This window comes from Paenibacillus sp. 1_12 (genome assembly GCF_900114475.1).
Taxonomy (GTDB): domain Bacteria; phylum Bacillota; class Bacilli; order Paenibacillales; family NBRC-103111; genus Paenibacillus_S.
In genome coordinates this window covers 48840-62199 of sequence record NZ_FOTE01000009.1, presented here as the reverse complement: position 1 = coordinate 62199, position 13360 = coordinate 48840, and the positions used below count along the sequence as shown (strand labels likewise).

Below are 13360 nucleotides of genomic sequence, written 5' to 3'. Positions count from 1 at the left end.
TGTGACCCGTAAGGATACTTTTTCAAAGCGTCTATCTTTCGGGTTACAGCTGGTGCTTTGCATGGGGACAGCCTTATTTATGAATTAACCATAGACACGTATTTCAATGACTTCCGCGTGCATGCTCCCGTTGGTCGTCTCGATAACCAATCGCAGCTGATGGGTGTTTATGGATGCTGGCAGTTGGTGGATTTGCTTGCGTTTTCGGTTGGCTTGTTCCTCATGCACGATTACCCATTGGCCGTCCACATAGGCTTCCAGACGATAATCCCGAACCAGCTCGGGTATAATTGGAAACGACGTTTGATGATGATGCAAATTAATCAGATCCTCATTCACATCGTCATTAAATGTAAGGTGGATTTCACTAATCTGCACAGGCTCTGGCCAACAAAGCTCAAGGGAAGCAGGGACGGTTCCAGCTGGGTTCAGAGCCTCAGAGAGCCACATGTGGGGCTCACCGTAAGTTCGGATATAACCATCGGTTACATGATCGACCTCAAAGGCGGACGTTTCCGGATACAAGCGGAAGCAAAATGGCTTGCGCACCAGCTTTTTCATACTCCATAACACGACGGGCTGCTCCGGATCATGATTGCTGAAGTCTATAGAGGTCGTCGTTGACGTATTTTTAATGAACGAGAGCACGCCGGTTTGTGGCTGATGGGATACATATAGTGTCACATGCTCGTTGGCTTTGACAATAATAAAACCATGCTGTGCAGCCATCGGCTTCCACTCCAGCGGAATGCTGACCCATTGCTGTTTACCGGATACGATGGAAGCCAAGCCGCTGAATTCAAGCCGATGCGGGATATAATTCTCTGCGCGGCCGGTGCTCCACACCTCCACTTCAAGCTTGGTTGCCGCCGCTGCGTCGAGCAGCAGCTCAATTCGCTGCAGCTCCGGCGCCACCGGCACCAGCAGGGCGACGTCCCCGCCCTGCAGTGACCACGGCTCCGCGGCGTCTTCGACCGCCAGCCGTCGCAATGTGCTCGACGCCGTGAGCTTCGCACGGCGCGCGAGATCCCTGTCATCGCTGCTTCGCAGGCCGATGACCGAGGCATCCTGACGCAGCAGCGTTTGCTGCAGCTGCGTCAGGTGCTGCTCGTACACGGCGCGTGGCGTCACGCCGTGCTGCACGGCGAGGGCCGCGCCGGTACCCGCGGCCTCGCCAATGACCGCGCATGTGGCCATCACGCGCGTCGTGCCAAAGGCTACGTGCGAGGCGCTGATGTTGCGCCCGGCGAACATCAGATTCGACACGTTGACGGAGTACAACGAACGGAATGGGATATGATAAATCCCATCGGGATGCAGGTGCTTCGAGCCGCTTTCCGTCGCGTACATGCCCCCTGGGGGATGCAGATCAATCGACCAGCCGCCAAAGGCGATCCGGTCCTCGAACTCCCGCTGCGCGAGAATATCGTTCTGGTTCAGCACGTAATCACCGATAAAACGGCGGTATTCGCGTTTGCCGGGAATCGAGCCGACCCATTCCAATGTCATCGTCTCGGCTTCAAATTGTCCGGAGTTTTTAATATAATCCCAGATGCCGTATACGACCGACCACAGCTCATCGCGAATACGCTCATTCTCATGCACCGTATCCAGCTCGCCGCCCCATTCGATCCACCAGTAGCTGCAGCCGTTGTCGCCGCTGCGGATCACCCTTTTGAGCGGAATGGTCGTGGCTGCAATATCCTTGGCAAAGCTCGGCGGTACGTATCGGACCGGATGACCGACATCCTTGGTATAAAATAACAGTGTACTGCCCAGTGTAATATTATCAGCGGCCTCAGGCGCCCAATCCTCGTTATATTCACTCTTCGCCTCACGGCCGATCCGGTGCTGCGCCCCTGCAAGGAAGCCTACCAGCCCATCGCCCGTGCAGTCCAAAAATAGCTCGCTTTCAAAACGAATTCTCCGTTCGGAGCCCATCATCCAGCCTGTGACAGAAGCAATCCGACGGTCATCCTCAGCACCATACGCTTCGACCTCATGCACATCCGTATTCAAAAACAACTGGATATTCGGCTCAGCCAAAACGGTTTCCAACACGACCATATCCCATAAATAGGGATTGCCTTCGGGATTGCGGTATTGGTTCTCGACGAACATCTCACCCATAATGCCGGTTTCGCGCGCATAGCGATTAACACCATGAGAGGTGGCGCCGCATACCCAGACACGAACCTCACTGCTGGAATTGCCGCCGAGCATGGGGCGGTTCTGAATCAGAGCTACCTTCCTGCCCAAGCGGGCTGCTGCGACAGCTGCATTTACGCCGGATAAGCCGCCGCCAACGATAGTAATATCGGTTTGCACAGTTTCATTTTTCAATAGGATCACCTCGGTAGTATAATGATTAATATCTATAATTTCATTATAGAATCCTATACTTACGGTGAACATGCACGGATTATACATCAGACATACCCTTTATTTCGTAATTCAAGAATCGAACGCTGCTGCTGGGTTAGAGGGTGACAAGTGATTTCAGAGGAGGGGCCACATGCACATACCGTTATGGGAATGGAAGCCTTATTTTATCAGCTATGCGTATTGGCACAAGAAGGACAAATTCCAATTCAGGCAGGACAGCTATGCGGAATGGGTGATGTTCGCCGTTGAGAATGGTTCTTTCCGTTACAGGATCGGAGAGACAGCTGGGACCGCCTTATTTGGCGATGCCATTCTATGTCCGCCTGGCGTTGTATTCGAACGGGAGGTGTTGGATCCGGTTTCGTTCCATTTTATTAGGCTTGGCTGGCCAACAGACTCATTCCCTCTAGTGCGCTCGAATGCAGCATCCTCTCGTAACGAGGAAGTATCCCATTTTACCCCGCCCGTTCAGCTTACTTTTATCGATCATAATCGGCTGTCCTCTACCTACTCCTATATGCACCAATTGACAAGACTGCCGGATGAGCAAAGGCTGCTGCTGTGGGACCATTATCTGAATGATCTGTGGCAGCAGTACCAGATGGAGAGTGGTTTTTCCCAGCAGGCAGACGACCGCAAGGACAAGGACTCCAAGATCGTGGAAGCAACCAGACGGCTGCAGCAATATGCTTACGAACCGATTAGCCTGAAGGAGCTGAGTGCTAGTCTGGATTTAAGCCCTGTGCAGTTTACGAGAAAGTTTCATGCGGCTCACGGCACAACGCCGATCGATTATTTGACGACCCTTCGCATACAGAAAGCCCAGAAGCTGCTGCTTGAAACCGAGATGACGCTAGAGCAAATCGCCGAACGCTGCGGGTATGAGAGCGGTTTTTATTTGAGCCGCGTATTTACCAGGAAAATGAAGGTAAGCCCTTCCCATTATCGTAAAATGCATCGGGTGTAGGTCGCAATGTTGAAGCTTCTTGTCACCTTTTCGCAATAGGAAGCATACCCGGAACATGATAAAATTTGGCTTATCAATCAAGTTTGGTTACTAGTACAGGAGGCGACATAGGTGGTAAAGACAATTAAGATCGGAATTATTGGCAGTGGGAATATTGCAGGCGCGCATTTAAAGGCTTATCAGCTAATGAATGATGTGGAGATTGTTGGGATCGCAGATATCATCCCAGGCAAGGCTGAGGAATTCATAGCCAGGCATGAGCTTAACGGTGTCAAGGCGTTTGATGATCATAACAAGTTATTGGAATTGGATCTGGACGGAGTCAGTGTATGTACCCCTAACGTCTCGCATCATTCGATCAGTGTGGACTCGCTTCGCGCGGGTAAGCATGTGCTCGTGGAAAAGCCGATGGCGGTTACGATGGAGCAGGCGGTTGACATGGTGCAGACATCCAAAAAAACCGAAAAAATGCTTTCCATTGCATTTCAGCCCCGTTATGATCCGAACATGCAGATGATTCGTGATATCGTTCGATCCGGTCAACTAGGCAATGTATATTATGTACAAACGGGCGGTGGACGGCGCAGAGGGATGCCGAAAGGAACATTTATCTCGAAGCAGTTGGCTGGGGCAGGTGCGCTAGCCGATATCGGCTGTTATTCGTTGGATATGGTGCTGAACGCACTTGGATATCCGAAGCCGCTGACGGTTTCAGCGATGACCAGCAATCATTTTGGTACGAATCCGCATTATCATCCGCAGGCTAGCGCATTTGAGGTTGAGGACTTCGGAATGGCGATGATCCGCTTTGAAGGTGATCTTGTTGTCAATTTCAAAATTGGCTGGGCTATGCACATGGACACGCTGGGACCGACACTGTTTTTGGGTACGGATGCCGGCTTGAAGGTTACCCCTTCCGGTAATGGAGCTTGGGACGGTGGGATTACATCGGTATCGCTGTTCCATGATATTATGGGTCACCACACCGAGAGCGCTTTTCCAGTCAAGCAGCATCAGATCAGTATTTTTTATGAAAAAGTACGTGATTTCGTTACTGCGATCCAAGAGGGACGGCCCGCCCCGATTCCTGGCTCCGAAATTATCCGTAATCAGGCAATTATTGATGGTATATTGCGTTCAAGTGAGCTGAAGCGGGAAGTCGATATTTTTATTCCCGAGCTGTAAGCTGCTTCACTATATAAGATGAACTAAACATCATGACAGCAAAGAGGCGCTGCGAAAGCAGACCCCTCTTCCAATCGCTGTTGCAGCCAGATTCTTTTGATTCTTAGCCCCATAGGGGTAAGAATCCGTCTGCAAAGGCGAACACTTCGTTTCTCCAGAAGGGTCCGCTTTCTCCGCTGGGGCTGTGTGTTTCTTTGGTTCATCTTATGTAGCTAATATTTGTGTATTTACGAACGAGCCTTTCGCGACATGCGGAAGGTTTTTTGTGATGCTACAGCGGAAAATATTGTATAATAATCCTTGAATCCTGCGGGCCAGAGGTGGCCATAACCTGAGGGGGTGTTCCATGTTTAATATACGAGCGAGGATGAATACCGTTTATTCACGAATTCTTATTTTCAACATCTTGCTCGTGATCATCATTTCCTTGGTTCCTCAGGTACTGTATATCCATTATTTCTCAACTGCTTATAATCGGGAGATTATGAGACAAAGCACACAGGACGTCAATAAGCTGAAGTATGCGGTGGATGAAACTATTCTCGATCGTGTCATCCGGCTGGTGAACATTTATTTCTCCGATATTCCAAGCAATGAAATTTTGGTCTATCCACTGACACATGATATTAGTGGAAACGGATTCAAGATCGCAGAGGTGAGCAACTATCTTACGGACATCCCGTATAAGCTGAACTTCCTGCAGTCCGTTGAAGTCTGGTATACAGCAGGGAATGTATATATTAATGATAAATACAATTCCTACCTCGATTCCGCAGGCTCCAGAAAAAGCTTAGATGATGCATGGATCGACGTATTGAAAAATCAGGAAACACCGAATCGTTGGCTGGCTCCCCGAATATCCATGCCATTGAATATGCCGGTCATCACTTACTTATCGAATATCCCATTAATAGACAATCCAACCAACAGACAAGCGGTCATTGCCATTAATATTAAAGAAAGCGCGATTCATAATTTGATTCAATCCTCACCCACAGACGGAGAAGTTTTATTTATTATGGATGAAGCGGGCAATGTACTCGTTCATAGTGATAAACAATGGATCGGCCACAATTTCAAGCAAAAGGATTATATTAGCACCCTGCTGCAAAATGCGAGTGACGGTACTTTTGAAGCTTCAGTCGAGGGTACCCAAAGCGTTATTTCCTATTCGAAGTCGAAATACAATAATTGGAGATATGTTTCCATTATTTCTATTGATGCGCTCTATCAGAAATCCCAGCAGTTAACTCATTATTTGATTATCACGACCATTATTTTGCTATCTGTCAGCTTGCTGCTGTCTATCTATGTAACTCACCGTGCGAACAAGCCTTTGCGTAGGGTGATTCAGACCATTCTCAAGCTGGGAAATGCCGAAAGTCAGCTGGAAAAGGGAACGAAGAGCGAGTATACGCTGCTTCACAATGTAATAGACCGCGTATCCCATACTATTAATGATTTGAATCATCAGATGGAAGCCAACAAGCCGATTATTCGCGATAAGTTTATTATGCGGCTGCTGCAGGGGGATATGGATCAGAATGATCCTCATGTCAAACAAATGGAGCAGATGCTCGAAATTCATTTTACTCAGAAAAAAACAGCTTGTATGGCCTTAAAGGTTTTTGATACCGAGGGTACAGGTTTTGGAAATGAAATGATCGTTCCTTACAATTTACTGCATGATCTTGAGGATCTTGAGGATCATTGGCTCTGCTCAACGATTGATAATGCGGGAAATATAGTGGCGATTCTGAATTATTCCAAGCCCTTGGATAAGGAGGAAATTCGCAGCAGCATTGGTACGCAGATCAAAGGAAAGTATGTGCTCGGCTTCGGCCAGGAATACGATCATAGTTACGCCAACATGGCTCGGTCCTATGCGGAAGCGTGCGAGTGTTTGAGTTATTCTTTTATTATGCCAGCTCAATCGTTAATTAGTTATGAAGAACTGGCGATACCTGGTCGTAAGGAAAACGGCAGTGGTTTGCAAATTATGGAGCAGCTGTCCGCAGCGGTTCGCAGCCGAAATAAAGAAATGGTATTCTCCATTCTCGATATTGTGCTGAAGGGACTTGTTTCGGGAAGGTATCATATCGATTTTTGCCGTAACACGGTGTTTGACGCCATTTCGGTTATTCGGACAAGCGCGATTGCCATGGACATTGATCTGGAGCGTTTTCTCGGCTACGATATCCGGGATTATGGAAGAAAATTAGATAATGTTGCAAGCTTAACGGATTGGCTGTCTGAAGTTGCGTTACAAATCATGGATTATCATACAGCGGACGCTAAGGGTAACGACCCCGGAACTGCACTGGAGCGGCAAATTTTGGCTTATATCGAACAAAATATTTATAACGAAATTTCGCTTTCCTCCTTAAGTGAGGGGATACATATGAATTCGAGTTATGTAAGCCGAATTTACAAATCGGTGATGGGGTCGAATTTCTCGGAGCATTTGGCGGGAATCAAGATGAAGCATGCAGAAAGTCTACTCAGGGAATCGGATTTATCGATCAAGGACATTGCCGAGAAGCTCGGCTATACGAGTCCCCGATATTTTGCCAAATTATTTAAGGAGAAGTTTGGTTGTACGCCTAAAAGTTATCGGGATAGCCTGAATGGTTAACCAGCCTGATGTATGCTGTCTTTTTCCAAGCTGTGGTGAGTAAGCTGCCACGGTTTTTTTGTTTTTCACTTATGGTACAAGAAATATAAGGCACTTAAAGTACCTTAAGTGCTGCCAAACGTGGGAAAAGTAAAAATATATGCACAGGTAAAAAAATAGGTAGTCCGGTGGCTGCTGTATGAATAAATAAGGGAATGCGGTCAAAGACGTAAAAAAAACAGCACAGTAGTAAAGTTATTAACGCTTGTCGGCTGTGGACCTCAGGACGTACGATAAGGGCATCAGACACAGACCAGATTTTCGAACAGGAGGAATGGGCATGGAGACCGATGCGGTCGCTCCCACAGCAAAACTTAACAATCGCTTGCAGCATAAGACTAATAAAGAAAGCGCCACCAATCTCTATTGGAAACAAAAATACTTTTTCTTCATGCTGATCCCAGTCATCGCGTACTACCTTATTTTTCATTATGCGCCCTTGTATGGAATCGTAATTGCTTTTCAAAATTATTACCCGCTGAAGGGGGTTGCGGAAAGTGAATGGGTCGGGTTAGACCATTTCAGGGAGCTGTTCACAGGGCTGTATTTTTTGCCTGTATTGAAGAATACCCTTATCATCAGCACCTATAAATTGATTTTTGGATTTCCTGCGCCCATTATCCTGTGTTTGATTTTGAATGAGGTACGCATTGTGATATTCAAGAAAGCGGTCCAGACGATCACGTACCTGCCGCACTTCATTTCCTGGGTTATTCTTGGCGGGATTGTGATTGAATTTCTTTCCCCGACCCGTGGGCTGATCAATGCGATCATTATGGGGCTCGGTTACAAATCGATTTTTTTCGTAACGAGTGAAGCGTGGTTTCGTACGATTCTCGTGCTCTCCTCCATTTGGAAGGAGGTTGGCTGGTCTACGATCATTTATTTGGCTGCTATCACGAGTGTCGATCCAGAACTGTACGATGCAGCTGATATGGATGGGGCGGGCAGGCTGCGGAAAATCTGGAATATTACGATGCCATCGATCATGCCTGTCGTTACGATCATGTTTATATTCGCGGTCGGCGGCATCATCAATGACGATTTTGACCAGGTCTACAATTTGTTGAACGCCTCGGTTCTCTCGGTAGGTGATGTCATATCGACATATACGTATCAGGTAGGACTTGTGAAAGGCGATTACAGCTTTGCTACGACCGTGGGCTTGTTCAAAAACATCATCGCCTTCCTGTTAATATTACTAACTAATTATGTAGCTAAGAAAACCAACGACTATTCTCTATGGTAGGTGACTCGAGTAATGGAAACGGTACGCAAGAACAAGAAGAGAACGGTTGAAGATCTTGTCGTGGATACGATTGTGTATGCAACCCTGATCCTGCTCAGTATATTGACGATTATCCCTTTCATGCAGGTGGTTACGGTTTCGATGAGTCCGCCGCATGTCGTTAGCAGCTATGGTATTCATTTAATCCCGTTGGAGTTTGACTTTGATGGCTACCGCAAGGTGCTTGCATATCAACAAATTTGGACGGGATATATGAACACGATCCTGCGGGTACTTATTGGGATTATCGTCTCCATGACCTTGATGATTCTGGCAGCATATCCCTTATCGAAGAAATATCTGGTGCATCGTAAGTTTTGGACGATCTTCATGGTATTCACGATGTTTTTTAGCGGGGGGTTGATCCCGACTTACTTAATTGTCAAAGGTATGGGATTGTACAACAGCATCTGGGCGCTGGTACTGCCAGTCGCGATTAATACGTTTACGATGTTGATCATCCGTAATTATTTTATGTCGCTACCTGAGGAAATTCAGGAATCAGCCCGAATTGATGGCGCGAACGAGTTCGTCATCTTGACACGGATCATCCTGCCGATTTCAATTCCGATTCTGGCTACTGTCGGTTTGTGGACGATGGTTTACCATTGGAATGAATGGTTTAACGCGATGATTTATCTTAAGGATTCCAATAAAGCCGTGCTGCAGCTCGTTCTGCGCAAGATATTATTCGAGGGCTCGGAGCCACAGGCAGTCGAGACTGCTAATACGATTTATGCCAATACGGACACGATGAAAATGGCTGCCCTGATGGTATCGCTGCTGCCCTTGCTGGCGGTATACCCGTTCCTGCAAAAGTATTTCGTCAAGGGAGTTATGATCGGTTCATTAAAAGGTTAACCCCGTCCCTTTAGAGGTTGTTCAAAAAATCACCTTTTGATCACGAAGTTTCACAGGAAGCGTATTCGGCATCGAATTTTGCATTCAGGCTCGAAGTGCGGTGCTCATTTAGGTTTTCCTAAACTCCGCTCCTCCTTCTTCACTGCTTACGAAGCGAGTTTTCTATGAAAACTTGTACTTCTCGTTGCTGAAAAGTCGACCTTTTGAACCTCGGATTTTTGACGATTTCCATATCGGGATGGTTGATCACATACATTTTAGGAGGGTCTTAGATGAATCCAAAAGTAATGCGTCATGTAGGCAGTTGGATGAGCGCCGCTATGTTGGCAAGTACGTTGGCAGCCTGCAGCAGTGGGGGCAATACACCAGCACCAGCGGCTCCGGCAACAGCTCCCGCAGCTGCAGATAAAGGAGCGACTGCACAGCCGAAGAATGAAGCACCTGTAACGATTGAATGGGCAGGCTACAACATCAATGACGTAGCACCTGATCCCAATGCGGAGATCTTGCAGGAAATTTCCAAACGTTTTAATGCCAAGATCAATGTATGGACTGCGGACTCCCAGAAATATAGTGAAGTGTTTAATGTGCGAATGGCTTCTGGAGAAATCCCGGACATTCTCAGGCTGAAGGGCTTTGAGCTTGCCAAGCTCGTAGACAGCGGGGTTGCGGCAGAGATTCCGGTGGAAACAATCAAGCAGAAGGCGCCCAATTATTACAAAATGATATTGGATAACGACACCTCCGGCTCCGCCTTCCGTGCCAGCATGTACAAAGGCAAAAACTACGGATTATCCGCATTCCAGCTGGATGGCACCTATCCGACGAGTCTGGTATGGCGTATGGATTGGTTGAACAATGTGGGTATTACGAAAGTACCGGAAACGCTGGCCGAATTTGAGGACGCCATTTACAAGTTTACGAACAATGACCCGGACAAAAACGGTAAAAAGGACACCTACGGGCTTTCCAGTACCGCGATGCAAGCTGTCCTTGGCGCCTTTGGTCCGATCCCTACAGATGTCATCAAAGGAACCACACCTTACTCAGCTCTTTGGTATACGGTAAAGGATAACAAGGTGCTCATGGATGCTATCCAGCCGGAAATGAAAGAAGGCTTGAAGCTGCTCGCCAAATGGTACAAGGATGGTGTGATTGATCCCGAATTCGTCACAGGAGAGAACAAAGGCGGCTACTGGGCAACCTCTCATGCCTTTATTAACAATCGGGTGGGAGTGACCGGCAACGTGATGTTCTACCATTGGACGCCGCCTTTGACGGAAGGAGATCTGGGTGGAGCGGTGTATCAGGAATTCATGAAAGTGAAGCCGGATGCCAAATATGGCGAAACATGGGCACTAGGAAAAGCGATCAAAGGACCGGATGGGAAAGCTTTCGGTGCCAATATTTGGGGCTATAACAATGAAACACTCGTGATCACCAAAAATGCAGTCAAAGATCCGCGGAAGCTGGACACGATTCTAAAAATGCTCGATACCCTGGTGACGGATAAAGACTACTACATGCTGGCCAGTGCTGGAGTCAAGGATAAGGATTACACGGTTAACAAGGACGGAGCTGTTGTCTCCAAGCTGAAAAACCCGACCGAATCGGCTCAACGGGGCGTTGGCACCTTTGGGATGTATACGAACAATCCTGTAGTAGTAAAGGAGATCTTCAAAGCAAAGTATGAGCTTGCCGACAAGGTGAAAGGTACAGGTACTCCCCCTTCTTACCTGCCAAGCGTTGAAGCATCAGGAAAGTACACGGCTGATATGCAAAAGCTGACCACCGAAAATTACATCAAGATCATTACGGGCGAGCAGCCGATCGATTCCTTTGATGAGTATGTGAAAAAAGCAAGAGCAGCTGGTGCCAATGAAATCGAAAAGCAGTACACAGATGTCATCAAATAAATAGGAGTCACTCCTTGGGCTGTCACAATCGTAGATAAACTACTGTTGGGACGGCCTTTGGTTTTGTGTATGTAAGAATAGGTTAGCTGTCTGTGCCAACGACCATAGCAAGGGGGATTTTACCTAATGAAACTGACCGATTACATCACCTTATCTGATATCAATCGCTGTATGCTCGGCGAGGAAATGGCCGGCCGCTTATTTCCATCCTTTGAAGACCGCCAAGCCTGGGAGCAGATTCCGCAGCAATTACGGAACGAGTGGATCAGCGAAGCGGAGCTTTATTTGAACTACGAATGGCCATCTTTACGTGCTTCTGCCTTCATGGCTTACTTCGAGGAGGGTAGTAGAAAGCCCTACGACTCGGTTGATAATGAAAGACGCGCTGCTCTCTGTACCTTATTGATTGCGGAATGCTTGGAAGCGAAAGGCAGATTTCTGAGGCAGATTGTCGATGTGATTTGGCTGATTTGCGAGCAGACAACCTGGTGCGCTCCGGCGCATCATTACTTATCTTTGAATCCGATGCAGCTGCTCTCGGATACCAAAGAACCACTATTCGACCTGACGGCAGGAGAAACAGCCTCACTGTTGGCGTGGACCTCCCATCTGCTGCATAATCAGCTGGATCAGATAACCACACTTATTCGGGAGCGTATCCGTGTGGAAATCGAACGCCGCATCCTAACACCCTACATGGAAAGAAACGATTTCTGGTGGATGGGGTTTGGTGAAAGAGAAGTTAACAATTGGAACCCCTGGTGCAATGCGAATATGCTGACGGTCGTGCTGCTGCAAGAAATGGCATCCGAGAAAAAGTTGGCTATCATCGATAAAATATTGCGCAGCCTTGACCGTTATCTGGAAGTGCAGTTTGAAGACGGCGGTTGTGATGAAGGCTCATCGTACTGGGCCAGAGCTGCCGGTATGCTGTTAGTCAATTTGGAGCTCATATACCGCAGCTCAGAGGGAGCCCTTCAAGTATATGATCAGCCGTTGATCCGAAAGCTGGGTCAATTTGTTTATAAAATGTATATTGACGACCACTACTTCGTTAATTTTGCCGATGGATCTGCAATAGCTTCACAGGATTACAGCATGATCCATTTATACGGCTTGAGGATCCAGGATGAGCAGCTTCAGGCATTGGGTCAAAAGGGTGTTGATTCTTACCGAGTGTCAGGCAGGAGCAAGAAGGGGATTTCTTTTTTTCAGGAAATGATCAGCCTGTTGTCCTATGCGGATATACAGAAGGAACTTGCGCTTCCGCGGCCCTTAATCAAGGATACGTGGCTTCCTGACCTGCAGGTGATGGCTGCGCGACAATATGACAGCTCGTCACAAGGCTTGTATGTGGCTGCCAAAGGTGGACATAACGACGAGAGCCATAATCATAACGATATCGGTCATTATGTGATTTATTGGAATGGCAAGCCTTTCCTGATCGACATTGGAGTCGAGACTTACACTTACAAAACTTTTAGTCCGGAACGTTATGAAATTTGGACGATGCAATCCGGTTATCACAGCGTTCCAGTGATCAATGGCTTCGAGCAAAAGGAAGGACGTCCCTTCAGAGCACGGAACGTGGTTTACAAGCAAAGCGAAACCTCTGTCCGGTTTGAACTCGATTTGGCAGGCGCATACCCGGCTCATGCAGGAGTCTCCAGCTGGAACCGCAGCCTAGTTATGGAACGGGGGGATGCACATGCTGCAGAAATTAGATTGAGGGAGCAATGTCAGCTTACAGAGCCTTCCGAGCAAATCGTGCTCCATATGATGACCTGCCATCGTCCCGAGTTGTCAGGTAAGGGTGTGATCAGTCTTCGAGATGCCCAAGGCGATGGATTGCTAGTGAGCTTCGAAGATGAACAATGGCAGGCTGAATTTGAGCACATTCATGTAGTTGATACAAATTTACAGCAGGTTTGGGGGAATAGCTTGTATCGAATCAAATTTACTATCCGGCAGCAGGTGGTGCAAGGGGATTGGTCATTCCGTATCACTGCAGACGAAGTCTGAAGTCTAACCTTCATATTTTCAATTATTTTGCATGGTGCTTCATGTGCCAGGCTTTGGGAGGG

The 13360-nt window shown here is 47.6% G+C and carries 8 protein-coding genes; 7 read left to right on the top strand and 1 reads right to left on the bottom strand.

The annotated features are described in order from the left end of the window. Positions 1–84 precede the first annotated feature (84 nt). Positions 85–2415, bottom strand: a complete 2331-nt coding sequence (locus BM210_RS19840; protein WP_371263512.1) for an FAD-dependent oxidoreductase — start codon at positions 2413–2415, stop codon at positions 85–87. A gap of 100 nt (positions 2416–2515) precedes the next feature. Here BM210_RS19840 and BM210_RS19835 point away from each other — a divergent pair, with 100 nt between their 5' ends. The 7 genes from BM210_RS19835 (at position 2516) to BM210_RS19805 (ending at position 13298) form a co-directional block, all read left to right on the top strand. Beyond that, on the top strand, positions 2516–3352 hold the full coding sequence (locus tag BM210_RS19835) for an AraC family transcriptional regulator (RefSeq protein ID WP_091172595.1): 837 nt from the start codon (positions 2516–2518) through the stop codon (positions 3350–3352). Between the two features lie 111 nt (positions 3353–3463). Then, positions 3464–4537, top strand: a complete 1074-nt coding sequence (locus BM210_RS19830) for a Gfo/Idh/MocA family protein (RefSeq protein ID WP_091172594.1) — start codon at positions 3464–3466, stop codon at positions 4535–4537. Between the two features lie 346 nt (positions 4538–4883). Next, positions 4884–7172: an AraC family transcriptional regulator gene (locus tag BM210_RS19825; RefSeq protein WP_091172592.1), complete on the top strand. Its 2289-nt coding sequence runs from the start codon at positions 4884–4886 to the stop codon at positions 7170–7172. Positions 7173–7491: 319 nt separating this feature from the next. Further along, the gene (locus BM210_RS19820) at positions 7492–8460 is read left to right on the top strand and encodes an ABC transporter permease (protein ID WP_091172590.1); all 969 of its coding nucleotides are present in this window, start codon (positions 7492–7494) and stop codon (positions 8458–8460) included. A gap of 12 nt (positions 8461–8472) precedes the next feature. Further along, positions 8473–9360 (top strand): carbohydrate ABC transporter permease, encoded by an 888-nt coding sequence (locus BM210_RS19815; RefSeq protein WP_091172588.1) that lies wholly within the window; start codon positions 8473–8475, stop codon positions 9358–9360. Positions 9361–9632: 272 nt separating this feature from the next. Further along, positions 9633–11276, top strand: coding sequence for a type 2 periplasmic-binding domain-containing protein (locus BM210_RS19810; protein WP_091172586.1), 1644 nt, complete (start codon positions 9633–9635; stop codon positions 11274–11276). Positions 11277–11402: 126 nt separating this feature from the next. Then, the gene (locus tag BM210_RS19805; protein WP_091172584.1) at positions 11403–13298 is read left to right on the top strand and encodes a heparinase II/III domain-containing protein; all 1896 of its coding nucleotides are present in this window, start codon (positions 11403–11405) and stop codon (positions 13296–13298) included. Positions 13299–13360: the final 62 nt, after the last annotated feature.

What these genes read in the sequence shown, in the direction of transcription:
- BM210_RS19810 (WP_091172586.1), top strand. Translation starts at nt 9,633, where the DNA reads ATGAATCCAAAAGTAATGCGTCATGTAGGCAGTTGGATGAGCGCCGCT.
- BM210_RS19805 (WP_091172584.1), top strand. Translation starts at nt 11,403, where the DNA reads ATGAAACTGACCGATTACATCACCTTATCTGATATCAATCGCTGTATG.
- BM210_RS19815 (WP_091172588.1), top strand. Translation starts at nt 8,473, where the DNA reads ATGGAAACGGTACGCAAGAACAAGAAGAGAACGGTTGAAGATCTTGTC.
- BM210_RS19820 (WP_091172590.1), top strand. Translation starts at nt 7,492, where the DNA reads ATGGAGACCGATGCGGTCGCTCCCACAGCAAAACTTAACAATCGCTTG.
- BM210_RS19825 (WP_091172592.1), top strand. Translation starts at nt 4,884, where the DNA reads ATGTTTAATATACGAGCGAGGATGAATACCGTTTATTCACGAATTCTT.
- BM210_RS19840 (WP_371263512.1), bottom strand. Translation starts at nt 2,415, where the DNA reads ATGTTCACCGTAAGTATAGGATTCTATAATGAAATTATAGATATTAAT.
- BM210_RS19835 (WP_091172595.1), top strand. Translation starts at nt 2,516, where the DNA reads ATGCACATACCGTTATGGGAATGGAAGCCTTATTTTATCAGCTATGCG.